Source organism: Patescibacteria group bacterium (assembly GCA_034520665.1).
Classification (GTDB): Bacteria; Patescibacteriota; Patescibacteriia; order JAXHNJ01; family JAXHNJ01; genus JAXHNJ01.
On record JAXHNJ010000002.1, the window covers coordinates 300,225 to 325,568 of the forward strand.

Consider the following 25,344-nt stretch of genomic DNA (forward strand, 5'->3'; position numbering starts at 1 on the left):
AAAAAACTTTGAAAAGCTCAGCCACGGTCTCCGCGCCTGCGCTGAGGCAAGAATATTAATAAGTTTATAAATCCTCCAATACTGCTATAATAAAACTATGGCTAATTTAAAGAAAAAATTAAACAATTTACCCCAAAAACCCGGTTGTTATCTTTTTAAGCACAGCCGGGAGATTATTTACGTGGGCAAAGCCAAAAATTTGAAAAAAAGAGTGGCTTCATATTTTAGTAAAAAAACCAGCCATAAACCAATCATGGTTAATAAAATAACCAATTTAGAATACATTATCACCTCCAGTGAAAAAGAAGCACTTTTCTTGGAAGTTAATCTGATAAAAAAACACCAACCTAAATATAATGTCACTTTAAAAGGCGGCCAAAAATTTGTTTATATAAAAATAACCCAAGAAGATTTTCCCCGTTTAACAGTTACCAGACACAAAATAAAGGACAAAGCCAGATATTTTGGTCCTTATTTGTCAGCTAAAAACGCCAAAAGTGTTTTAAAAACTTTAAGAAAAATTATCCCTTTTCGTATCTGCCGCCGACTGCCTAAAAAGCCTTGCTTGATCTATCATTTAGGTTATTGCCCGGCTCCCTGTGATAACAAAATTTCTAAAAAAGAATACCAGAAAAACATTAAAAAAATTATTAAATTTTTGCGGGGAAATCTGGAAGAAGTTTTAAGTCAATTAAAAAAAGAAATGCTTAAGTTTTCCCAAGAGCAAAAGTTTGAAGCGGCCGGCAAAATTAGAGATAAAATATATGGACTGGAAAATATCATCGAGAGACAAAAAATTGTCTATCCCCAAGATATCAATCAAGATATTATCAGCTTGTCCGGCACCAAGCAAAAAGCTGTTAACATATTTATAATCAGAAAAGGTAAAATCACTGGCAAAAAGAATTTTATATTAAAAAATACTGAAAACCAGAAAAATAAAGACATACTTTATTCCTTTATTAACCAGTATTATTCAGAAATTTCTGAAAAACCAAAAGCAGTTATTACCAGTGAAAAGATTTCAGACCAGAAAATCTTAGAAAAAGTTTATGGCTTTAAAATAAAAAAAGCTCAAAGAGGCAAAAAATTTCACTTAGTAAAACTGGGCCGGATTAATGCTAAAGAATTTTTGAAAAATATTTCTATTAAAGATAAAACTCGGCAAGAAAAGAAAAAACTCTTAAAAAAACTTAAGATAAAATTAAATCTACCCCAAATCCCCCAGAGAATCGAAGCCTATGACATTTCTAATATTCAAGGAATTAGCCCAGTCGGTTCAATGATCGTTTTTGAAAAAGGAAAGTCAAAAAAATCAGACTATCGCAAATTTAAAATAAAAACTGTTAAAGGCATTAATGATCCGGCCATGATCAATGAAATACTAAGTAGAAGACTAAAAAATAAAAACTGGCCAAAACCAGATTTGATTATTATTGACGGCGGGCGAGCCCAGCTTAACGCGGCTTTAAAAGTCTTGAAAAAAATTAATAAAAAAATTCCCATTATTTCCCTGGCCAAAAGACTGGAAGAAATATATCAACCTGATAAAAAAAGAACCTTAATACTAAAAAAAGATTCACCTCTACTCTATCTTTTACAAAATATTCGTGACGAAGCTCATCGCTTCGCTATAAATTACTTTCGAAAAAAGCATCAAAAGAAAAACTACCGTTCTTTATTGGATGAAATTCCGGGTCTTGGTCCAAAAACAAAAAAGAAGCTCCTACAAAAATTTGGCTCGGTTAAAAAAATGCGTCAAGCTAAAAAGAAAAATATTGCCAAATTAATTGGCTCTCACAAGACAAATATTTTATTAAAATACTTATGAAAAATTACCAAGATCTGGAAAAAGAAGTAGAAGAAAAGACTAAAAAAAGAGCCAAGAAAAGAAAGAAAAATATGAAAGTCAGCGGCAAAAGTGTTTTTGAAATTCAAAAAATTCTAGCCAAAAAAAAAGAAGGAACATAAAAAGAATTGACAAATAACAATATTGCTGTTATAATTGAATTCAGTTTATTAATTTTCTTAACTTTTAGAATTTATGGAATTTGCCCTAAAAATTATACAAATGGTGCTTTCGGTTATTTTAATTACTCTTGTCTTGCTGCAAAATCGCGGCAGTGGTCTGGGTGGTATATTTGGCGGCGAAGGCAATGTTTACCGCACCAAGCGAGGCTTTGATAAGTTTTTATTTATTGGCACTATTATAACAGCCGCTCTCTTTTTAGGAGTAGCGCTATTTAATTTTATATATTAATAAAAAAAGAGTTAAAATTGAAACTTTCTTTTGCTAAAATTTTAGATAAGCTAAAATCCCTTTTTAGTTTTAAAAAGAGTAAGACTAAGCTTCACGTTCATGATTACCAAGGTCGAAAAGAGCTGGATAAAAAGCTTGTTTTTGGCATGGCTAAATCTCGCATCCCCTCCTGGCAACAGTGGAAATATTTAAGAAAATCATTCACTGAAAAAGAATCTTTTATTTTTAATACAGCGGTTATACTTTTGGTGCTTTCTCTTTTGTTTCTAGGCGTAAGGCTCTATCAAGAGCATGTTTACCTAGTGCCCAAAGAAGGTGGTCAATATGTCGAAGCGGCTATTGGTGCTCCTAAATATATTAATCCTATTTTTTCCCAGACTAATGATGTTGATGGCGATCTTTCCCAGCTTATTTATTCCAGTCTTATTAAATACAACAAAGAAAGCGAAATAGCTTACGATCTTTTAGAGGATTATGAATTGTCAGAAGACCAAAAAGTTTATACTTTTCACATTAAAAAGAATATTAAATGGCATGACGGAGAGGAATTAACTGTTAATGATATACTCTTTACTATTGAGCTGGCCCAAAACGCAGAAATAGGCAGCCCTCTCTATCTTAATCTAGCTGGCGTAGAAACCGAAAAAGTAGATGATTATACTTTTAAACTTACTTTGAGTGAACCTTTTGCTCCTTTTCTTTCTACTTTAAATTTTGGTATCCTACCTCAACATCTTTATAAAGATGTACCTTATGAAAATATTCGTTTGGTTGAATATAATTTAAAACCAATTGGTTCCGGACCTTTTAAATTTAAAACTTTAACCCGAGGCAGTTTTGGAGAGATTAAAAAATTTACTATGGAAAAAAACGAGAATTATTACGCTAAAAAGCCTTATCTTGACAAAATCGTCTTTCGCTTTTACCCGGATCTACCTAGTGCTGTTGGGGCTTTAAAAAACAAAAATGTTGAAGGTATTAGCTATATTTCTAAAGAGTATGAGGAAGAATTACCACAGAAATTAAATATTAATTATTATCACTTAAATTTACCGCAATATACAGCTGTTTTTTATAACACAAAAAATGAAATCTTAGAAAATAAAAAAATCAGAGAAGCCCTTTCCTTTGCTACTAACAAAAATGAAATTATTAATGACGTTCTAAACGGCATTGGAGAAACGGTTCACGGGCCCATTCTAAAAGGTTTCTTTGGCTATACCGAAGAGGTAAAAGATTTTATTTACAATCCTGGGGAAGCCCAAAATCTTCTAGATGATGCCGGCTGGACTATGGATGAAGAAAAGGGTGTGCGCACTAAAGATGATAAAGAGCTAAAATTTAATCTCACTACCCTTAATCAGCCGGAATATATGAAAGTAGCCGAAAAATTAAAGGAATACTGGAATAAAATCGGTTGTCAGGTGGAAACTATTTTTGTAGAGAGCGATCGTATTGAGCAAGCTGTTATTAAAAACCGCGAATATGACTCAATACTTTATGGAGAAATTATCGGTTATGATCCTGATCCTTATCCTTTTTGGCATTCTTCTCAACAGCAGCATCCAGGCCTCAATCTTTCTATTTATTATAATAAGAAGATTGATAAAATACTGGAGGAAGCCAGAAAAATTCCTGACCCCCAAAAAAGAGCCGAGAAATACGCTGAATTTTCTAAAATTATAGCAGAAGAACAACCAGCCCTTTTCCTTTACAGTCCTTACTATACCTATGGACTCTCAAAAAACGTTAAAGGCTTTGACTTAAGCAGAATTGTCAGCCCTCAGGACCGGTTTAACCAAATTCAAGAGTGGTATATCAATACCAAAAGAGCCTGGCAATAGACCAGCTCTTACTTTTAGTTAAATATTGACCTAAAATAACCCGTTATACAGCGGGGCCAGCACACTGATTATAAAATTAATCAACTAAATATAAATAGGCCGGAGTGGCGGAATTAGTAGACCGGCCCGCCTCTGCCTTTGCCGAGATGGCGGAACTGGTAGACGCGCACGGTTCAGGACCGTGTGGGGAAACCCGTGGGAGTTCAACTCTCCCTCTCGGCAGAGGTAATGGCGGGCGCGCATGGTTTTAGGAACTTGTGGTTCAAGACTCGCCTTCGGCACCATTAAATAAAAAATTATGAATAAAAAACAAAAGAAAAAATCTCCTTCGGCCTCGAGCTCAGAGCCGAAAGGCAAAACAAATCCTAAACAAAATTTTTCTTCTCAAAAAAAACTACGGATTATACCGCTGGGCGGACAGGAAGAAGTCGGTCGCAATATGAATGTTTTTGAATACAATCAGGACATCGTCATTATTGATATGGGTATGCAATTTCCAGAAGAAGAAATGCCTGGTATTGATTATATTATACCCAATATAAAATATTTAAAAGGTCAAGAAAAAAATATCCGGGGGGTAATTTTTACCCATGGACATCTTGATCATATTGGCGCCGCCCCGATACTACTAGAAAAGCTGGGTTACCCGCCGGTTATCGGCCGCCCTTTAACCCTAGCTATGATTAAAAGTCGGCTGGAAGATTATAAAAAGGGCTCCAGCAAAAGACTAAAAACTATTGAAATAAAAAATATTAAGCAAAAAATAAAACTGGCTTCTTTTGAAGCTTCCTTTTTTCCAGTTGACCATTCTACTATGGACGCTATGGGTATTGTTTTAAAAACTCCTCAAGCAAACATTATTCATCCAGGCGACTGGACTTATGAAGAAAATCCGGTAAAAAGAAAATCTATAAATTACCATCATCTTTCGCGTCTTAAAAAACCAACCGTACTTATGCTAGAAAGCCTAGCTTCAACCAGTAATAGGCCCCGTGTACCAGAAAAAACTATGTACCAAAATATTGAAAAACTAATTAAGGAAGCTTCCGGTCGTATTATTCTGGCTACCTTTTCCTCACAAATTGAAAGAATAAAAAATATTATTCCCCTGGCTGAAAAATTTGGCCGCAAAGTAGCTTTTGACGGTTACAGCATGCGTTTGAATATGGAGATTGCTAAAAAACTGGGTTATATAAAATTCAAAAAATCAAATATAATCCCTATCAAAAAAATTAATAAATATCCGGATAATAAAGTTCTCATTTTCTGCACCGGCGCTCAGGGTGAACCCAGAGCCGTACTTTCCCGTATGGTTGAAGGTAGTCATAAATACGTTCAGATAAAAAAGAAGGATACCGTCATCTTTTCTTCTTCAGTTATCCCGGGTAACGAAAGATCAATCCAAAAATTGAAAGATTCTCTCTACCGTTTGTCTGATAATGTTATACATAACGATATTATGGACGTACACAGCTCTGGTCACGCTACCGCTCAAGATATGATTAAAGTAGTCAGACAAATTAAGCCCACCTATTTTATGCCCGTTTACGCTCATTACTACTTTTTAAAAGAAGCTGAAAAATTAATCGCTCGTGATAACTTTGCCAAGAAAAATATTTTTGTTCTGGAAAATGGACAAACCCTAGAATTTAAAAATAAAAAACCCAGGAAAATAAAAAAGAAAGTCCCCACTAACTATATTATGGTCGACGGACTGGGCGTCGGTGATGTCGGTGAAATAGTACTACGTGATCGTAATGTTTTAGCTAAGGACGGTATGGTAGTTATAATATTAAAAGTAGATGACAAAAATAAAAAAATAATTGGCGAGCCTGATATAATCTCACGAGGTTTTGTCTATATGAAAAAATCAAATAAACTAATCAAAGATACTAAGCAAAAGGTAAAAGATATATTTAACTCCGCTCCCAGAAGAAAAACAAACTACTGGGATCCCCTTAAATCAAAAATAAGGGATGATATTGGCCAGTATCTTTTTAATAAAACCGAGAGAAGGCCGATGATCCTGCCAGTTTTGATTGAAGTCTGATTGCTTATAACCAGTTGCGAATCGCCAATCATAGTATAGACGACAAGTAACAAACGATTAACGATTTGCTAACAACAACTACAATATTTTTGACTTACATGTTAAAATAAAAACATGAATAAAATCGTATTATCGGGTTATCAACCGACTGGAAAAGTTCACATTGGTAATTACCTGGGCTCACTTAAAAATTTCGTCCAACTACAACATAAATACCAATGTTTCTTTTTTATTGCTGATTATCACTCGATCACTGAAAATTATAAGATTGAAGAAAAACAAAAACAGATTATTAATACGGCTAAATCATTTTTGGCCGCCGGTCTTGATCCTAAAAAATGCACTATTTACGTTCAGTCACATATTCCAGAAGTTTTTGAATTAACCTGGATATTTAATTGTTTGACTTCATTTTCTGAACTAAAAAGAATGACCCAGTTTAAAGATAAATCTTCTAGACAGCCCGAGAATATTAATATCGGCCTTTTTGATTATCCGGTTTTGCAAGCGGCTGATATTCTTCTTTATAAAACTAATCTGGTACCAGTGGGCGAAGATCAGGTACAGCATCTGGAGTTGACCCGAAAAATAGCCCGTAATTTTAACCAGCGCTTTGGCCAGTATTTTGAAGAGCCCAACGAACTTTTGACAAAAACTGCCCGTGTTATGAGCTTAAACAAACCTCAGGAAAAAATGAGTAAAAGTCTGGGTGAAAAAAGTTATATTGCCTTAACTGACAGTCCGGAAATTGTAAAGAAAAAAATATCCTCGGCGATCACAGCCACTTCTGGCGGAGAAAAATCTCCCGGAGTAAAAAATCTTTTTACTTTACTCAATGAGTTTTCTGAAAAAAATATCTATAAAGAATTTAAAAAAGAAGAGAAACAAGGTACTATTAAATATTCAAAATTAAAAGAAAAGCTCTCAAAAAATATAGCTGATTATTTTGAAGATTTTAGAAATAAATTTAATTCTCTAAAAGATAAAGAAGTCCTTAAAATCCTTGACCAAGGCGCTAAAAAAGCCCGTCCCCTGGCTCAAAAAACCTTAAAAGAAGTCAAAGAAAAAATGGGATTAATATAAAATTATTAAAAAATCTTAAAATTCTGTTAAGTTAACCCATTTAATAATAAAGATTAAAATGACTAAATGGATTATAATAATTATATTAATAATAATTGCTTGGTTTATACTCTTATTACTTGGTTCCTTATTTAATTGGCATACTTTAGACTTTGATATTAAGCAAAAAGATGTTTTGACTAGATTAACTAAAAATAAAAAATACTTTCTCATCAATAATAAAGATATAAACTCTAGGGCTAAGCCAGATAAAAAAATTTCTCTAAATTATTAGTAAAAATTAATAAAAAAATATCTTGAATTAAAAGATAAAAATAAATATCAAAGATTAGAATTAAAAAATATTTTAATCTAAGAAATAAGGAAATATTCTAAATATTCAATTAAAATAGGATTAATCTAATATATATGTTTGAAAATCAAAACCAACCAAAAAAACCTCAAAGCCCGCCTGCTAGTTTACCTAACCAAGGCCAGCCAGACAATAAGCCAAAATCTAATCTACAAAAACCGGCTGATCTAAAACAGTCTCAAAGCCATACAAAGTCAGAAAAAAACAGCCAAAACACTGATAATAGTGATATATCGGCCAAAATTGCTGAATTAAATAAAATAAGCCACGGCGGAAAAAAGAAAATAACTATTATTACTGTAGCTATAATAGTTATTATTGGTTTAATCATTGGTGCTATTTATCTTTTTCAAAACTTAAACAGTCCAGAAAAGGAAGAAATAGTGGTTACAGGCTCCAATAATATTAATAATAATGGTAATTTAAGTGTTAATAAAGACCTTAATCTAAATACCAACGCTAATACCAATAATAATTCAAATAATACTAACACTTATATCAACACTAGCAATCCCAATAGCGACTCAGATAACGACGGCCTTATAAACAAAAAAGAATTATATTATGGCACCTCACCAACAAAAAAAGACACTGACGGAGATGGCTACAGCGATTTAAATGAAATAGAAAATAAATTTAATCCTTTGGGAAGCGGTAAATTAACGGCCGAAGATTTTTATATTTATTGTGTTAATAATTTAAATGATAATTTAGAAGAAAAATACCAGGACTTAATCGGCAGGAATAATATCAATACTTTTTGTCAGGCCGGACAGGAGCTTATTTCTGAATATGGCTTAGGTAAAAATACTATCAGCCATACCGCTTATTTAACCAAGTGCCAGGAAAAATTTACTGAAGAGAATTCTAACACCAGTAATTCCATTTTAATCAATAACTGCCAGAATGAATTAAGTCCGATAATTATTGATTTTTTAAGCCCGGGTAATTAATATAAATATAAAAAAATAAGGTGTACCTATTGTTGATACACCTTTTTTTATAAGATAAGTTCAAGATAAGATACCCGCCAATTTATTGCGCGAGATTTGATAGCCAAGGAAAAGTAAACAAACAAAGACGAATACAATGTTGACTATCGGGGCTAGAAAAACGTGTTTTATTATTAAGATTAGTAAATTATCTTCCATATCAATATCTCCTTTCCTATTCTAATTTATCCAGTTATTGCCTAAATTAAATTCTCGCAAATAAATAAACCTGATTATTAATGATATAGTGCAATAAAAAATAATCCATTTTAGCCAAGCCATAGTTTCAAAGCCATAATACATACTTAAAAGCCATATACCCCCGGTTAGAAAAATCAATATAATTTTTATCCGGGTGAAAGCAATTAGTAATGCTGCTAAACAAAAAATAAAAAAGCAGATGATTAATAAAAAGATAAGAACCGGCGAAATGGCTAAAAGATCATCATCAATATTCTGATCATCTTCACAAATTACATTATTACTCACAATAAAACCTCCTTAAAATTCAAAATTTAAAGAACAATCTTTTCTAAATTCCTATATTACTTTATACTACATAGATCTAATTGTGTCAATAAAAAATAAGGCCTCTTACAAGGGTAAGAAGCCTTTTATTTTCGCTGATAATCATTATAATTATTCTTAAAAGGAACTAAGGTTCTTAAAAAAGCAGTAATAAAAATGCCTAACAAGAGTCCTAAAATAAAAATTCTGCCGAAAATAAAAATAAGTATAATAATGATCAGAGTCATCAGACCCAATGCCTTGGGGCCAAGAGTAAAAATAAATAAAACTAAAAGAACTAAAAAAGCTAATAATTTTCTGATTATTTTAAAAGGGCTGTTTTTCATAAACCCTCCTTCCCTCTTCTATATAAAGAAAATACTTTAGCTCAAATTATAATACTCTAACTTGACTTTATTGTCAAACCATTTGCTGACTAAGCCTTGAGCTTGCGGCGTTAAATCAGAAACAAAAAACTGGTGTTTTTGAGATTTAATTTTTTTAAATATTTCCGGATTAGCTTCTAAATATTTTTTAATTTCTTTAACTATCTCGCTAGCTGAATCAATCAAGGCCACGTTTTTACCCGTTTTTTGCTTAATAATATTTTTCAAAAAAGGATAATGAGTACAGCCTAAAATTAAAGTATCAACTTGCTTTTGCTTTAAGGGCCATAAATATTTTTTTAGTATTTTTTTGGTTTCCGGTCTTTTCAGCCAATTCTCTTCCACTAGAGGGACTAACAAGGGCGCTGGCTGGGAAAAAACTTTAATTTCATTATCTTTTGATTTAATTAATTTTTTATAGATACCGCTATTAATAGTAGCCCGAGTGCCAATAACGCCAATTCTTTTATTTTTAGTTTTTTTTACGGCCGCTTTAACCGCCGGGCTAATAACTTCAAAAATTGGTAAAGAGGGATATTTTTTTTTCAAACCCGGAAAAGCCACGGCTGAAGCAGTATTGCAAGCAATAACAATTATATCCGCTCCCTGATTAATTAAAAAACGAGTGTCTTCATGCGCATACCCTTCTATTATTTCCGGCCCCTTGTTACCGTAAGGTGTACGAGCCGTGTCACCAAAATAAACAATACCGGCTTGAGGCAATTGTTTAAAAAATTCATGAATCACTGTAAGCCCCCCTAAGCCTGAATCAAATATGCCAATCATTTGTTTTGCTTGATAAAATTTACTAATTCCTCCCTTTTTTCCTCCATAATTTCTTTAGTGTCAGCTTCCACGGTAATTCTCAGTAAGGGTTCAGTATTTGAAGGCCGGACATTAAACCACCAATCTTTATATTCCACAGTAATACCGTCTAAATCATCTTGGCGGCCGTCTTGATATTTTTCTTTTATTTTATTAATTATTTCTTCAGCATTTTCTATCTCTACATTTGTCTCCGGACTTTTTACATATTTGGCAAATGGTTTAATAATTTCAGATAATGGTTGATTATGTTTCGATAAAACTTCCAATAAAATAAGAAATGAAATAAAACCCGAGTCAGCAAAAGCATTTCTCCGAAAAGAATAATGAGCCGAAAGCTCGCCACCCATTATGCCTTTTTCTTCCCGCATCTTTTTGGAAATATTAACGTAGCCGGTTTTTGCGCGAATCGGCCGCCCCCCCCATTTTTTAATATATTCCGGCACTGAGCGAGAGCAAATTAAATTGTAAACAATACCGGCTCCTTTTTCTTTTTCCAGAAAAAACTTAGCCAGGATTAATAAAGTAATATCAGCGGCAATAAAATTACCTTTCTCATCAACAAAGAAAAGCCGGTCGGTATCGCCGTCAAAAATAGCGCCAAAATCTGCCTCTTCTTTTTTAACTGCTTCGGTAATCTGTTTTTGGCTTTCCGGCATCAAAGGATTAGAGGGATGAGCCGGAAAATTACCATCTAGTTTAAAATTTAAAGGCCTGACTTTAATTGGTAATTCTTTTTCTAATTCCGGAATAATACGGCCGGCTAAACCATTGCCGGCATCAACCACTACTTTAAAAGGTTTTATTTTATCTTTATCCACAAAACTCATGACATGGTTAATATATTTATCCATAATATCTTCCTGCCTGACTTGTCCTTTATTTTTGGCTGTTTGTTCCGGTAAATTTTTAACATCCTCCAGAAGCTCTTCACCTCTGATCCACTTCATATCTTTCAATACCATTTTAAAGCCATTATATTCAGATGGATTATGAGAAGCAGTAATCATAATACCAGCCTGATCACCAAAAATACCAACCGAGGCATAAACCGCGTCAATGGGCATCAATCCTATATCCTTAACATTTACCCCTTCATCAATAATGCCTTTGATTAAAGCTTTTTTCAGAGCTGGTCCGGATAATCTCATATCATGCCCTAAAGTCACTTCTTCGGCTTTTGACCGACAAGCAAAAGCCCGGCCAATCAAATAAGCTATTTCCTCATTAAGCTGGTCCGGATAAGTCCCTCGAATATCATAGGACTTAAATATTTTTTCATTTATTTTCGGCATTTATTTTTTTGTTATTTTTTTAAGCCCCTCTTTTTTTTGGCCAAAGTAAAACATAGCTCCTAAAGCCCAAACTAAAGTGACAAATTTAACCAAACCACTAAAAATTCCCAAAAAAGAACCTGACCACAAAATTAAGTCAACAATAACCGTATAAATTAATAAACCTAAAATTAAAGACCAGAAAAGTGAAACTTCTTCTATTTTTTTCTTTTGTAAATAAGATAAAATCTTACGACCCAAAACAACACCAATAAAAGCCGTGCTAATATAAATAGCTATACCATAAAGTAAAAGCATAATTATACCCAAAGGCAAGCCAATTATAGTAATCATTAATATTATAGAAACAATAGGAGTAATAATTAAAATAGCTAGGCCATAAAGCATAGACTGGCCTGGTTTTATTAGCATACGTTTTGACACTTTTTTCACTTTATCTTCAAAAATCCAGATTAGAATCAAACCGACAATTATCAGGCCAAAAAAGCTGGTTAGGTTAGTAAACCACCAAAATGAATTAATAAACTTTCTGGTTGTTTTACCGACACCGGTTGGCTCATGTCTGGTTACCTCTCCGCTAATACTGGCTTCGTCATCAATCTGGGCTTTGCGCTGACTGTAGTAATCCAAATTGCCACCAATACTAGCTCCGGAAACAATGGTTAAAGTCGGCGCATTTTTACCTTCTCCGTCAAAACGCAGCTCAACATTTTCCCCTATTTGTCCGCTGACCGCTACACTACCGGCTCCGCCGTGCAAGTCGCCATCAATTTTTCCTTTGATATTACCAGTGCCACTGTAAAGACTAACATCGCCTAAAACATGGCTGTCCAAACCAAAATCAGCACTGCCAGCAAAAATATTCACGTTCCCCTTTACTAAACCGTCAATAAGGACTGTGCCGCCGGCTACTCGTACGTCACCAGTCACTTCACCGCTGATTTTAATCGAACTGGCTGCGGCCAAAACATCGCCTGAGACCTGGCCTGAAATATCAATACTGGCTCCAGCAATAATAACATCACCTTTAATCTTCCCTCGAATATCAAAAGTATTAGCCCCGCGCACAAAATTATCATCAATAGTCTGGTTAGCCGGAATATAAACATTTAATACTTTCTGGCTACTGCCGGCTCCCTGAGCTGTTACTGGCAATAATAGTAAAGTCAAAAAACTTAAAGTCAATAGTAATTTTTTCATATTTTTTCCTTCTTAACTATTAAGTAAATCGTTTTTTATATTAGCATTTTAAAGCCATAAAATCAATTTTTTTTGGCTACAGTTATTATATTATAGCCTTCTTTTTTATTAGTTTTTTTACCCCGAAAAGAAAAATAATTTTCTAGCATTTTGAAACCATTTTCTCTTAATAATTTTTCAATCTCTTTTAACTTATAAGCATGGAGATAACGCAAAGCTAAAATGTCCTGATCCGGAGATTTCCAGGGTTTTAAAATATCATTAAAATCCATCTTATTAAGACCGAATATTTTTTTTAGATTATACTCAAATCTTAATAAACGAAATCTGGGCTGCCAGAGATTCCAATTGGTCATTATGAAAATTCCTTCTTTTTTTAAAACACGGTTAATTTCCCTAAGTGATTTTTCCCGAAAATCTTTGGCCGGAATATGCTGCCAAACAGCTACAGCTAAAACTACGTCAAAAATATTGTCACCAAAAGGCATATTCATAATATCGCCAACCACAAATTTTTCATCAGGATGACGCTGTCGAGCCAGTTTAATCAAGGCCAATGAAGAGTCAAGACCAGTGTAATTAATTCCGCTTTCAATATTATTTTTCTTGGAATTTTTAGCCGGGTTAACCTTGATTTTTTGCAAAAATTCCGATAACCTACCATTACCGCAGCCAGCGTCTAAAACTTTGTCGTCTGATTTAATATATTTTTTAAAAAATTTAAAATCCTCCCAGAGATAATTCCTGGTTTCCGAAAAATGACCGGCAATCAGATTATAATCATGGCGGCCTTTATTAATTAATTCTCTGGCTAGTTTCTTTTTCATATGAAAGATATTAAAATTGCTCAAAAATTAATCAGAAAGCTGATCAGAAAAAAATATTATTCTCCCAAAAAGCTTTCGCTTTTAAAACGGGAATTTTCCAAAAAATACGGCTGTTCCCTTCTTTCTAATATTACCTTAATTAAAGCTTACCGGCAACTTTTAAAAAATAAAAAAATAACTAAAAATCACAAGGTTTTAAAATTACTAAGAAGAAGAGATGTGCGTACTCTTTCTGGAGTCAGTATTATTACGGTTTTAACCAAGCCCTATCAGTGCCCGGGTAATTGCATTTACTGCCCGAGTGAAAAAGATATGCCTAAAAGTTATCTAAAAAAAGAGCCGGCCGCTCAAAGAGCTTATCTTAATAAATTTGACCCTTATAAACAGGTTCAAACTCGTATTAAATCTTTAATTCTGACCGGCCATCCAGTGGATAAAATAGAAATGATTGTTCTGGGCGGTTCCTGGACCGCTTATCCCAAAAAATACAAAACTTGGTTTATTAAGAGATGTTTTGACGCTTGTAATCATTCGACTAGTAAAACCTTAGAGCAAGCGCAAAAGAAAAACGAAAAAGCCAAGCACCGTATCATCGGACTGTCTTTGGAAACTCGGCCGGATTTAATTGATGAAAAAGAAGCTCTGGCTATGAGAAAACTTGGCTGTACCCGAGTGGAGCTAGGCGTGCAAACTATTTATCCAAAAATATTAAAAAAAATAAATCGCCAGGCTACTGTCGAAGACACGGTTAAGGCTACAAAAATTCTCAAAGATTTTGGTTTTAAAATTGTTTATCACCTAATGCCTAACTTACCCGGCTCCACTCCGGTTAAGGATTTAAAAATATTTAAAACTATCTTTTCTGATCCTCGCTTTCAACCAGATATGCTCAAGATTTACCCCTGTGTGGTTTTGAAAACGGCTAAGCTTTACCAACAATGGCAAAAGAAATTATATAAACCTTATTCTCAAAAAACTCTTAATAAATTACTGATCAATATAAAAAAAACCATTCCTCCTTACGTCCGTATTAATCGCCTTATCCGTGACATACCCTCTGACTGCATTGAAGCCGGCAATAAAGTAACTAATCTGCGTCAGATTATCCAAAAAGAATATTCGCATTGCCAGTGTATCCGTTGCCGCGAAGCCCGTGAAAAACCGGTTGAAAAAGATATAAAATTTATTAAAAGAGTATATCAGGCTTCCAAGGCAACCGAATATTTTTTAAGTTTTGAATCAAAAGATAAAAAAACCCTTTACGCTTTTCTGCGTTTACGCTTGCCAAACTCTTTATCCGCGCAGACTGGAAAGTCTGCGCGGGCCAGTCATATTGCTATGATTCGTGAACTACATACCTATGGCCAATCCCTATCCCTCCCAAAAAGATCTTCCCAAAGAAGCTCGGCTGTTCAAACCCGACTAAAAGCTGTCCAGCATTTGGGGTTGGGTAAAAAATTGATGAAAAAAGCCGAGAAAATAGCTAAGCAAAAAAGTTTTCAAAAAATTGCCGTTATCTCTGGTATTGGCGTACGCCAATATTATCGTAAACTAGACTACCGTTTAAGTCAGACTTATATGGTTAAGAAAATTAAATAAATATCTCATTCTCCCCAAGGCATTAAATAGTCTTTAAAATTATAGGGTAATTTGCTATCGCCCGGTACTTTTTTAGTTATTAAAGATATGCTAAAATAACCACACCTATGAAATATTTAAACAAAACTGATAATAAAGTGGCTCGGGCTATTGCCCAGGAGATAAAAAGACAGCAGACTGGACTGGAATTAATCCCTTCAGAAAACTTTGTTTCTATGTCAGTCCTGGAAGCCTTGGGTAGTGTTTTAACTAATAAGTATTCAGAAGGCTACCCCGGTAAGCGATATTACGGCGGTACCCAGAATGTTGATACTACCGAGCAACTAGCTATTGACCGAGCTAAAAAACTTTTCGGGGCCGAGCATGTTAATGTCCAGCCTTTGTCTGGCGCTCCGGCCAATGTAGCTGTTTATTTTGCCTTGCTTGAGCCAGGTGATACAGTTCTAGGCATGGATCTCTCGCACGGCGGGCATCTCACTCACGGCCATCCGGTTACTTATATGTCTAAGCTTTATAACTTTGTCAGATATAAAACTACTCCGGCCGGCGAAATTGATTATCAGGAAGTAGAAAAACTGGCTAAAGAACACAAGCCAAAAATAATTCTCTGCGGCTATTCAGCTTACTCTCGGGAAATTGATTATCAAAAATTTAAATATATTGCTGATCAGGTTAATGCTATTACCATGGCTGATATCGCTCATATCGCCGGCTTGATCGCGGCTGGCCAGATGAATAATCCAGTACCTCTTTTTGATATAGTAACCACTACCACTCATAAAACTCTGCGTGGCCCCCGCGGCGGTATGATTATGTGCCAGGAAAAATGGGCTGAGAAAATTGATAAGGCAGTTTTTCCCGGTTTCCAGGGCGGGCCGCATGAGCATAATATTGCCGCCAAAGCGGTCGCTTTTGGTGAAGCTTTATTGCCCTCTTTCAAAGAATACGCCCGGCAAATTAAGAAAAATGCTAAAGTGCTTTGCCAAACTCTTAAAAACGAGGGGTTAAAAATTTGTTTTAACAAAACTGAAAATCACCTTATTTTATCGGACCTGACTCCCCTTGGCCTAGCCGGTAAAGAAGCACAAAATGTTTTGGACGAAGTTAAGATTACCTTGAATAAAAATATGATTCCGGATGACCCCAGAAAACCCATGGACCCCTCTGGCATCCGTTTGGGTACGCCGGCTCTGACTACCCGCGGTTTTAAAGAAAAAGACATGAAAATTGTCGGCGAAACTTTAGCCCAAGTGCTTAAAAATCCAAAAAGCGATTCCATTAAAAAACAAGCCTTAACCGTAGTGGCTGATTTAACTAAAAAGCACCCGCTTTATCCAGAACTATAAAAGCCGATTGTTAATTTTTGATAAATAATATTATGCCCAATAAAATAATTGACGGTCAAGCCTTAGCTGAAAAAATTAAGAAAAATTTAAAAAATAAAATATCAAAAACTTCCTTCACACCGGGTTTAGCCGTTATTTTAGTCGGTGATGATAAAGCTTCGCATCTTTATGTCAGTTTAAAAGAAAAAGCCTGTCAAAAAGTAGGCTTTCATTTTGAAAAACATCTTTTTAACGCTCAAACCCAGGAAAAAGAAATTATTGAAAAAGTAGAAAACCTAAATAAAAATTCTAGTATAGCCGGCATTATCGTTCAATTGCCTCTGCCGCGCCACTTGGACCAGGATAAAATAATCAAGAAAATAGACTGGCGTAAAGACGTAGACGGTTTTCATCCTTTTAATATTAAAAAAATTCTAGAAGGACAGGATGTTATTTTACCTGGTTTGATTAAGAGTGTCTTAGCTTTGTTAAAAAAAGCCCGGGTTTCACCGAAAAAAAAGAAAATCGCTCTTTTAGCCAATAGTGATGTTTTAATTAAACCGCTTAAATATATTCTGGAAAAAAGAGGCGGGCAAGTAGAAATTAAAAAACAGGGTGATTACTTTCAAGATACTACCCGCCAATCTGATATTATAATTATCGCCTATGGCCGGCCTAATTTGATAAAAGAGAGTATGATTAAAGAAGGGGCCACTATTATTGACATTGGTTTTAACCGTCTTGATGATAAAAAATCAGTCGGTGATGTTGATTTTGAAGATGTCAAGGATAAAGTTAAAAAAATCTCGCCGGTACCCGGCGGGGTCGGGCCTTTAACCGTGGCCTTTTTACTGGAAAACACTTACTTATCGGCTCAATATCTTAATAAAGTAAAATAAAATACTATGAAGAATATAAAACAACTGGGCTTAGCTTTAACTACTATTATTTTAATTATTAGCTGCGTTCTAGCTATGAGTACATTAACTTATATTTTTATTCAAAGAATTAACAATTCTAACCAATCGGTTTCTTTAAGCAATATAGCTAACCAGTTCAGAGAAGATTGGCGCGGAGTTTTAAAAGTGTCAGCTTTTGAAGCAGATCCCTTAGAACAATATCTTTATAATTTAAAAATTGAGAAAAAAACAAATTCTAACGCAAACATAAAAAATAATATTAACACAAATATCTCTAATAATAACTCTAATACTAATGAAGAAATAAATATTAATAGCAATAATAAAAATGTGAATAATAATATAAATTATAATAGCAACGCAAATATTAATTCAAATAATAATCTTAATCAAAATATTAATAATAATACTAACTTAAATCAGAATCTAAATACAAACACCAACCAAAATATAAATGCTAACATTAACTATAATGTAAATGTTAATAGTAATAATAATATTAATCTAAACCAAAACTTAAACATAAATACTAATCAGAATACAAATCTAAACCAAAATGTAAATTTTAATAATAATGTAAATATAAATCTTAATTCTAATTTTAATCAAAACATAAATAAAAACAATAATATAAACTCTAATCTTAATAATAATATTAATAAAAATTTAAACAATAATATAAATACAAATCTTAATGAAAATACCAACAAATCAGAAACGCCAGAAAGGCCAAATTCAATTACTAAAAAAGAGTGGTATAAAAATGTGAAAAATGGTACTTTAGTCTTTCAAGTCAATTGGTATTGCTCAGCTGCTGGTATGAAAATTTATTTTGATCAATCAATAAATCAAAATAGGGATATTGGTCTTTATCATGGCGATTGCACAAATCCTAGTGTTCAGGTAAAAGGTAATTTTAAGCCAGTTAAATTAGAAGAGTATAAAAAAGGAAAACAAATTTCTTTCCGCTTAGAAAGCGATTTATACTCAACCAACAAAACTGTTCATACAAACATTGAGGATAAATGTCATATTGACTATTTTCCTTTTTCCGGAAGAAAAGATGTCCCAGCTATCCAATTTACCTGCGACGACGGATATAATATGGGCCTTTGGGATGATATACAATTTACTGTATATGTTTTTCCTAAAGGTAAAAAAATTGATATCCCAGAAGTTATCACTCAAAAAGATATAGATACTGACGGAGATGGAATAACAGACTTAGAAGAGATTAAAATCGGCACTAAAAGAAGTCATTTTGATACTGATAATGATGGTTATTCAGATAAAACGGAAATAGATAAAGGTTATAGCCCCTTAATTCCAGCTACTAAACCAAATCCAAACCCCGAAACATATGAAAAAAAATATTACGACGAAATCCCTGAAACAGAAATAAAAAGAGATGATATGGATTTAAAATATCCAAAAAAAGCTACTCCTACCACCCTTTATACAATAGAAGATCTATAAAATAATACTTATTAAAAATAAAAATGTATAAATATTGCCCTCAGTGTAAAACTAAATTAGTCAAGAAAAATTTGCATACCAGCGATCCGGTCAGACTTTGCTGCCCTAGGTGCGGCTATGTTCAATACAATAATCCGGCTCCCACAGTCACCGGTCTTTTTAAAAAAGATAATAAATACTTATTTAGTCAGAGAGCTATTGAACCCTTAAAAAATTATTGGGATTTCCCAGGCGGTTTTATTGAGTCTTTTGAACCCCCTAAAAAGGCTCTAAAAAGAGAAATGAAAGAAGAATTAACCGTGGCCATAACTAAGGCTGATTTTTTCGGAGTTTATATAGATAAATATTTTTATAACGAAAAAGACCAATCAACACTTAACCTTTATTATTTAGTAAAATATCAGGGCCACTTAAAACCCAAAGACGACGTTAAAGCCATTGAATGGTTTACTTTAGATAATCTGCCAGAAAAAATCGCTTTTAAACATATCTATCAAGTAATTAAGGATTTAAAAAAATATGAATCAAAAACAATCAAAAAAAATAACTGATTTCTTTTTTGAGCTTGGTATGCTCAAAAGGCAAAAACATTGTGGTTTTGCTTTAGCCGGCGTTAGTAACAATCTGCGTAGTTTAGCTGATCATACAGCTCGAGCAGCGGTCATGGCTTATATCTTGGCTGAACTGGAAGGAGTTAACCCAGAAAAAACAGCCACTATCTGCCTTATCCATGATTTTCCGGAAATGAGAATTGGTGACCATCATAAAATAGCTTCCCGCTACCTAAAAACTAAACCAGCCGAAAAACAAGCTTTTCTGGAACAGACCAAAGATTTACCGGAAAAGGTAAAAAAAACCTGGCGAAAATACCATCAGGAACTGGAAAAAAGAAACACACTAGAAGGAGTAGTGGCTAAAGACGCTGACTGGCTGGAGCAGGCTGTTTCAGCCCGTGAATACATAGCCGAAGGCCACAAAGCCGCCCAAAACTGGATTGATAACGTCAGAAAAGCCTTGGAAACCCAATCAGCTAAAAAATTGCTTAAAGAAATTGAAAAAATCGATCCGAGTAATTGGTGGCAAGGACTAAAAAAGATGACTTATAAAAAGTTAAAGAAACGTTGAAGTCGTTGAAATTATATAGCACTAGCAAAGCCATAGAATTTATTAGAAAAAATAAAAAAATATTGAATCAAAATTTAAGATTAATAATTTTTCTGAAATTAAAAAAAATCTCAGAAAAAATAAAACAGCCAAAAAATTAAATCAGGTTGACACTTATTTTATAGTCAAAAAGGGTCTTTTAAAAATTAGGGAAATTAATAAAAAATTTTTTGAATTAATTTTTTACCGACGCCCCGACAAAAAAATGGCTAAAACATCAAATTATAAAGTTATTAGCCTAAATAAAAATCAGGCTTAGAAATTAAAAAAATCTTAAAATTTAGTCTGGGAATTAAAAATATTATTAAAAAAATACGTTTTCTTTATCTTTATAAATATACCCGAATTCACTTAGATAATGTTACTGGCTTAGGAAAATTTATAGAACTGGAAACCGTGATAAAAAATATAACCGGCCAAAAGGCGAAAACTGAACATAAAGAAATAACAAAAATTCTAGAATTAAACCAAGAAAAAAGAATCAGCAAATCTTACTGCGAATTAAAAAAATAATACCATCCTTAAAAAAATTACTAACTCAATTAACTAATCAACTTCCGCCAAAGCTTTGCCTCGCGGCCTAGTAAGCGGATCGCCCTCTGGGCGAAATTAACCAATCAACTAATTTGTCTTTTTCCATCGGTATTGTCGGCCTGCCCAATGTCGGTAAATCAACCCTTTTCAAGGCGCTGACTGAACAAACCATTGATATCCAAAACTATCCCTTTTGCACCATTGATCCCAATGTTGGTATTGTTAGCGTCCCTGATAAAAGGCTTAATAAATTAGCCCATATATACAAACCAGAAAAAGTTATTCCGGCTGTGGTTGAATTTGTCGATATTGCCGGTTTGGTTAAAGGGGCTTCCAAAGGAGAAGGGCTGGGCAATAAATTTTTAGAAAACATCCGCCAAGTCAGAGTCATCGCCCATGTGATCCGCTGTTTTGAAAATGATGATATTGTCCATGTCAGCGGCAAAATTGATCCAAAGGAAGATATTGAAATTATCGAAACTGAGCTGGCCTTGGCTGATTTAGAAACCGTGCAAAAAAGAAAAGAATCTCTGGAAAAACAAATCAAATCTCAAGATAAAGAATTAGTTAAAAAGGTAAAAATTCTTGCTCCTTTGCTTGAGCGCCTGGAAAAAAGCCTTAGTCAGGGAGAACCAGCCAGAAGCATAACTTTTGATAAAGAGGCGGAAGAAGCGCTTCAAGAGCTTCAACTAATTACCCAAAAGAAACAGCTTTATTGCTGTAATGTTGATGAAAATAATATTCAAGAAGAAAATGAATATGTAAAAATCGTGAGAAAATTAGCCAAAAAAAATGACTCTGAAGTCATAATTATTTCAGCTAAACTAGAAGCCGAAATCGCTGATTTATCATCAGAAAAAGAAAAAATTGATTTTCTTAAACAACTAGGAATTAATGAATCCGGCCTCGATAAGCTAATTAAAACCGGTTATCATCTGCTTAATTTCAGAACCTTTCTAACTGGCGGAGAAAAAGAAGTAAGAGCCTGGACATTTAAAAAAGGCTCTACGGCTCCACAAGCAGCCGGTATTATTCATACTGATTTTCAAACCGGTTTTATTAAGGCCGAAGTTATAAGTTATCAGGATTTAATATCAGTCGGCTCTGAACTCAAGGCCAAAGAAAAGGGATTAATAAAAATAGTCGGCAAAGAGTACGAGGTTCAGGACGGCGACGTGATGCATTTTCTTTTTCAATAAAATTATCTTGACTTAATAAATACAATTTTATATATTTAACCTTGGTGGCTTTTAAAAAAGCCGCTTTTTTTATTTGTTTTTGAAAAAATCACAAGATCGCACGCTTTCGCGTGGACACCACTTACTATTATTAAATCTACAGCTCAGATAAAAAAAGGTTTGCGGAGCCCAGACGAAAGTCTGGCTATTAAATAATCAATTTTATGTTAATATCTTACCAAAATCGACCCCCACATATTTATTCGGATAATTCATTTTATTTTTTAACTGCCAGAACTTTAAAAGGAATATATTTTTTTAATACTGATAGCAAGAAAAAAATACTACTAAATGTAATTAGAAAAGCTCTTGAAAGATATAATTGTGATTTATACGCCTGGGTAATTCTTTCAAATCATTATCATCTTTTATTAAAAATTAAATTAGGTAAAGAATTATCAAGCTTAATTAAAAATATCCATGCTAACAGTTCTCGTATATTAAATATATATCAAGCTTGTCCGAGTAGAAAGATTTGGTGGAATTATTGGGATAAATGCATTGAAACACCAAAAAGTTATTACACTCATCTTAATTATATCCACCATAATCCAGTCAAACACGGCTATACAAAAAATATGAAAGATTATAAATTTTCCAGTTACAGACATTATTTAAAAACCCAAGGTAAGGAATGGCTTGAGGATTCATTTTGTGCTTACCCAGTTATTACAAAAAATTGAATAATAAATCTATAAATGCTAACATAAAATTACTTGAACCTTTTAACTCTCAAGGGAGGTGAAGTTTATTGGTTAGACCACGTCACGCTCTGCAAAGGCTCTGGTGGCGCCGGATAATCGCTATCAAAGCCAGATACGGCTGGAAATAAAGGAGGCAAAATGACATTTATTACTGAAGTAATCAAAAAATGCCCATTCTTTAGAATAGATCTACCGCCCCCTCTTCATATCTAAAGCCCTTCCGGTTCCCTGCCCTTCTTTGCGGCAGGGATTTTTTTATTATAACTCTATAGCCTACAGCTTTACGGCTCCTAGGGCTTTTATGGCTTTCTACTCAAAATAACAGTTGCTTCCTCAAGTCCCATATTACTTAAAATTTCCTTGGACTCTTCCTGACTGGCCCAATCCGGCTGGTTATAATCGTAAATATGAACTGGTTTAAATTCTAAAGATTTTAATTTATTTTCTGAAATAATAGCCTTAACCACCGCCCCTTGCTGAGTCTCTTCTGACCACATTTGGTCAAAAACTAAATTACCTAAGCTATAAATAATATAACCGTCATTATATTTCTCGGTGGTTTGTACTACATGCGGATGATGACCAACTACTAAATCTGCTCCGGCCTCAATAGCCGTGTGAGCAAAATTAATTTGAAAACGGCCTGGGTTATGCGTATACTCAGCCCCGGCGTGCATGGAAACAATAATAATATCAGCTGAATTATTTAACTGGGTAAGATCTTTTTTCATCTGGTCTATTTCCATATTAGCGACGCCCGGTGAATTTTCTGTGGCTACATATAAACTTTCCGGATAGGCATAAGCGAAAAATCCGATCTTTATGCCTTTTACTGCTATAATTTTACTCTCGTGCGCTTGTTCAAAATTATTACCGGCCCCGCAATATTCGATCTCGTTATTAGTCAAGTGTTCAAAAGTAAACTTTTCTCCGGCTACACCCTGGTTACCAAAATGATTATTGGCCAGAGAGACAATATCAATACCGGCTAATTTTAAACCTTCAATAGTTTCAGACAAGGCCCGAAAAACCACGCTGCCGTTGGGTGTGGCCGAGCCACCGTCAAAAAAAGGAGATTCTAAATTTATAAAAGTTAAGTCAGCTTCTTTAAATTCATCGGCAATTTTTTGAAAAGGCAAACTGTAATCATTGGCGGCTAATATTTTTTGTTCCACAGTTCTAGCCAGCATGACATCACCACCAAAGATAAGAGTAGTTTCTGTTTGAGCCTTGGCCTGTTTGACAATAAAATTTTCATTAATTTCAGTCTCTCGATCTATAGCTACTGCTCCCTGATAAGCCACTATTAAAATACTTAGTGTAGAAACAAAAATAGCCGTAAATACCCAGATGTATTCTATTTTTTTGTTTAAGATTTTATCAAGCATGACCATTTTTTTTGTTTGTAATTTGTTTATTGTTTACTGATTATTAAAAACAAATATTTCTCTTAAAATGTTTTGGCCTTGGCGTGAGTAAATAACTGAACCACGCCGGGTTATTTCCGAAAAAGATTTATTTTTTAATTCATCCGGTAATATTTTTTCCTGTCTAAATCCCATTTTAATTACTTCTTCTAAAATCGGCAAGTTTTGAAAACCCTTATATGTCTTAAAAACCGGCCAAATAATCACTATCTTACCTCTTTTTCTTAAAACTTTTTTTATTTCTTTAAAAAAGTTACGATAGAGATTAATTAATTGATCAGTAATTTTCCTAGTTTCCTTTTGGTTTAATTTATTTTTTAAAACTGGACCCAAATAAGGTTCAGTAATAACTAGATCAATTAAATTAGACTTTAAATTTTTACCTAAATATGAAATATCTAATTTAAAAATTCTTACTTTTCTGTTTTCAAGATTATATTTATTTTCTAGCCACTTGATATTTTTTTTAGTTTTACTAATGGCCTTAGCACTGACATCAGAGCCAATGACTTCGGCAAAACCTAAAAGCAAGGCTTCCTGTAAAATAGTGCCACAACCACAAAAAGGATCCAGCAAGACATCATTTTTATCGCCTCCGGAAATATTTATCATCATCCGAGCCAGTTTAGGCGGCATCATACCGATATCCATGTCCCGAGCTGGCCTTTTATAATCACGAAAACTATAATCTTCAAAATCCTGCACTGTTTCGGTCCGGCCAAGCATTATCTTAGAACCAAAAATAAAAATATTTATTTCTGAGCCCTGACTCAAAAGCTTATTTTTTTTAACCACTACTGAAGAAAGACGTCGACTGCGTGAAGAAACTACTCGACTTTTAATCTCTCTTTCTTTGAATTTATTTTTAGCTGAAATTAACAAATCTTTTATTTGAGCTTTAGTCTGATTAAAAATTTTATTTTTCTGCACATACAGGCTAAAGCCCACGTAAATCTTTTTATCCGTTTTAGATACAAAATTATTTAATATATTTTCCGGATTGAAGATATTTTTTAAAGTTTCTGATAAATCATGGCCTTTTTCTTCTTCTATTTTTATAGGACCACTTTTGACTATACCACCTAATTTTTTATTTAACTTTTCTAAGTCTATTTTTTTATCACTTTCAATAATTAAAACTCCTTTTTTTAAATGCAAGAGTTTTATTTCGAGCTGCTTTTTTCTAAAATAAGAAAAAATTTCAGCTAAAGACAGAACTTGATGACTACCGAGAATGAAAAAATATTTAGGCATAATTAACTATATTATAAGGTTTTTCTGCTAAAAAATAAAGCTCTTTAATTTTTTTTCTTTTATAAAAATAATTTAAAAATGC

At 33.6% G+C, this 25,344-nt stretch carries 24 protein-coding genes and 1 tRNA gene; 17 read left to right on the forward strand and 8 right to left on the reverse strand.

The genetic code is table 11. The annotated features are described in order from the left end of the window. Positions 1-97 precede the first annotated feature (97 nt). The 9 genes from uvrC (at position 98) to U5L76_03895 (ending at position 8,542) form a co-directional block, all read left to right on the forward strand. A complete protein-coding gene (gene uvrC / locus U5L76_03855) occupies positions 98-1,831 on the forward strand; it encodes an excinuclease ABC subunit UvrC (GenBank protein ID MDZ7798722.1) in 1,734 nt (577 codons plus the stop codon). After that, the gene (locus U5L76_03860; protein MDZ7798723.1) at positions 1,828-1,971 is read left to right on the forward strand and encodes a hypothetical protein; all 144 of its coding nucleotides are present in this window, start codon (positions 1,828-1,830) and stop codon (positions 1,969-1,971) included. Before uvrC ends, U5L76_03860 begins: the two co-directional genes overlap by 4 nt. Positions 1,972-2,044: 73 nt before the next feature. Beyond that, positions 2,045-2,260, forward strand: a complete 216-nt coding sequence (gene secG / locus U5L76_03865) for a preprotein translocase subunit SecG (protein MDZ7798724.1) — start codon at positions 2,045-2,047, stop codon at positions 2,258-2,260. Between the two features lie 17 nt (positions 2,261-2,277). Then, positions 2,278-4,104 (forward strand): ABC transporter substrate-binding protein, encoded by a 1,827-nt coding sequence (locus U5L76_03870; protein ID MDZ7798725.1) that lies wholly within the window; start codon positions 2,278-2,280, stop codon positions 4,102-4,104. Positions 4,105-4,244: 140 nt separating this feature from the next. Further along, positions 4,245-4,326: transfer RNA gene (locus tag U5L76_03875), tRNA-Leu, on the forward strand. A gap of 76 nt (positions 4,327-4,402) precedes the next feature. After that, on the forward strand, positions 4,403-6,154 hold the full coding sequence (locus tag U5L76_03880) for a ribonuclease J (protein ID MDZ7798726.1): 1,752 nt from the start codon (positions 4,403-4,405) through the stop codon (positions 6,152-6,154). Between the two features lie 114 nt (positions 6,155-6,268). Beyond that, positions 6,269-7,237 (forward strand): tryptophan--tRNA ligase, encoded by a 969-nt coding sequence (gene trpS, locus U5L76_03885; GenBank protein ID MDZ7798727.1) that lies wholly within the window; start codon positions 6,269-6,271, stop codon positions 7,235-7,237. A 58-nt stretch (positions 7,238-7,295) separates the two neighbouring features. Continuing rightward, the gene (locus U5L76_03890) at positions 7,296-7,511 is read left to right on the forward strand and encodes a hypothetical protein (protein MDZ7798728.1); all 216 of its coding nucleotides are present in this window, start codon (positions 7,296-7,298) and stop codon (positions 7,509-7,511) included. Between the two features lie 134 nt (positions 7,512-7,645). Continuing rightward, positions 7,646-8,542, forward strand: a complete 897-nt coding sequence (locus U5L76_03895) for a hypothetical protein (protein MDZ7798729.1) — start codon at positions 7,646-7,648, stop codon at positions 8,540-8,542. A 219-nt stretch (positions 8,543-8,761) separates the two neighbouring features. On the opposite strand, the gene U5L76_03900 is transcribed toward U5L76_03895, so the two are convergent. The 6 genes from U5L76_03900 to U5L76_03925 form a co-directional block, all read right to left on the reverse strand. Further along, positions 8,762-9,070 (reverse strand): hypothetical protein, encoded by a 309-nt coding sequence (locus U5L76_03900; protein ID MDZ7798730.1) that lies wholly within the window; start codon positions 9,068-9,070, stop codon positions 8,762-8,764. Positions 9,071-9,195: 125 nt separating this feature from the next. Beyond that, positions 9,196-9,435 (reverse strand): hypothetical protein, encoded by a 240-nt coding sequence (locus U5L76_03905; GenBank protein MDZ7798731.1) that lies wholly within the window; start codon positions 9,433-9,435, stop codon positions 9,196-9,198. Positions 9,436-9,471: 36 nt separating this feature from the next. Then, complete coding sequence (murI, locus tag U5L76_03910; GenBank protein MDZ7798732.1) at positions 9,472-10,260, reverse strand: glutamate racemase; 789 nt, start codon at positions 10,258-10,260, stop codon at positions 9,472-9,474. Next, positions 10,257-11,594 carry a phosphomannomutase/phosphoglucomutase gene (locus U5L76_03915; GenBank protein ID MDZ7798733.1) on the reverse strand — a complete coding sequence of 446 codons (1,338 nt, stop codon included), beginning with the start codon at positions 11,592-11,594 and terminating at the stop codon, positions 10,257-10,259. Before U5L76_03915 ends, murI begins: the two co-directional genes overlap by 4 nt. Next, the gene (locus tag U5L76_03920) at positions 11,595-12,794 is read right to left on the reverse strand and encodes a hypothetical protein (GenBank protein ID MDZ7798734.1); all 1,200 of its coding nucleotides are present in this window, start codon (positions 12,792-12,794) and stop codon (positions 11,595-11,597) included. 62 nt (positions 12,795-12,856) lie between these two features. Continuing rightward, positions 12,857-13,621 carry a class I SAM-dependent methyltransferase gene (locus U5L76_03925; protein MDZ7798735.1) on the reverse strand — a complete coding sequence of 255 codons (765 nt, stop codon included), beginning with the start codon at positions 13,619-13,621 and terminating at the stop codon, positions 12,857-12,859. Here U5L76_03925 and U5L76_03930 point away from each other — a divergent pair, their 5' ends adjacent. The 8 genes from U5L76_03930 (at position 13,622) to U5L76_03965 (ending at position 22,560) form a co-directional block, all read left to right on the forward strand. After that, entirely contained in the window at positions 13,622-15,220 is a 1,599-nt protein-coding gene (locus tag U5L76_03930) for a tRNA uridine(34) 5-carboxymethylaminomethyl modification radical SAM/GNAT enzyme Elp3 (protein ID MDZ7798736.1), read from the forward strand. It abuts the gene before it with no gap. Between the two features lie 107 nt (positions 15,221-15,327). Next, the gene (gene glyA, locus U5L76_03935; GenBank protein ID MDZ7798737.1) at positions 15,328-16,566 is read left to right on the forward strand and encodes a serine hydroxymethyltransferase; all 1,239 of its coding nucleotides are present in this window, start codon (positions 15,328-15,330) and stop codon (positions 16,564-16,566) included. 32 nt (positions 16,567-16,598) lie between these two features. Further along, a complete protein-coding gene (locus U5L76_03940) occupies positions 16,599-17,444 on the forward strand; it encodes a bifunctional 5,10-methylenetetrahydrofolate dehydrogenase/5,10-methenyltetrahydrofolate cyclohydrolase (protein MDZ7798738.1) in 846 nt (281 codons plus the stop codon). A 6-nt stretch (positions 17,445-17,450) separates the two neighbouring features. Next, positions 17,451-18,941: a thrombospondin type 3 repeat-containing protein gene (locus U5L76_03945; protein ID MDZ7798739.1), complete on the forward strand. Its 1,491-nt coding sequence runs from the start codon at positions 17,451-17,453 to the stop codon at positions 18,939-18,941. A gap of 23 nt (positions 18,942-18,964) precedes the next feature. Continuing rightward, positions 18,965-19,492 carry an NUDIX domain-containing protein gene (locus U5L76_03950; GenBank protein MDZ7798740.1) on the forward strand — a complete coding sequence of 176 codons (528 nt, stop codon included), beginning with the start codon at positions 18,965-18,967 and terminating at the stop codon, positions 19,490-19,492. Further along, complete coding sequence (locus tag U5L76_03955) at positions 19,461-20,066, forward strand: HD domain-containing protein (GenBank protein MDZ7798741.1); 606 nt, start codon at positions 19,461-19,463, stop codon at positions 20,064-20,066. Before U5L76_03950 ends, U5L76_03955 begins: the two co-directional genes overlap by 32 nt. 665 nt (positions 20,067-20,731) lie before the next feature. Next, entirely contained in the window at positions 20,732-21,838 is a 1,107-nt protein-coding gene (gene ychF, locus U5L76_03960) for a redox-regulated ATPase YchF (protein ID MDZ7798742.1), read from the forward strand. A 203-nt stretch (positions 21,839-22,041) separates the two neighbouring features. Then, positions 22,042-22,560, forward strand: a complete 519-nt coding sequence (locus U5L76_03965) for a transposase (protein ID MDZ7798743.1) — start codon at positions 22,042-22,044, stop codon at positions 22,558-22,560. 320 nt (positions 22,561-22,880) lie between these two features. On the opposite strand, the gene U5L76_03970 is transcribed toward U5L76_03965, so the two are convergent. Together U5L76_03970 and U5L76_03975 are read right to left on the reverse strand one after the other, a co-directional pair. Then, positions 22,881-23,969 carry a CapA family protein gene (locus tag U5L76_03970; GenBank protein MDZ7798744.1) on the reverse strand — a complete coding sequence of 363 codons (1,089 nt, stop codon included), beginning with the start codon at positions 23,967-23,969 and terminating at the stop codon, positions 22,881-22,883. A 33-nt stretch (positions 23,970-24,002) separates the two neighbouring features. Continuing rightward, the gene (locus tag U5L76_03975; GenBank protein MDZ7798745.1) at positions 24,003-25,262 is read right to left on the reverse strand and encodes a methyltransferase domain-containing protein; all 1,260 of its coding nucleotides are present in this window, start codon (positions 25,260-25,262) and stop codon (positions 24,003-24,005) included. Positions 25,263-25,344: the final 82 nt, after the last annotated feature.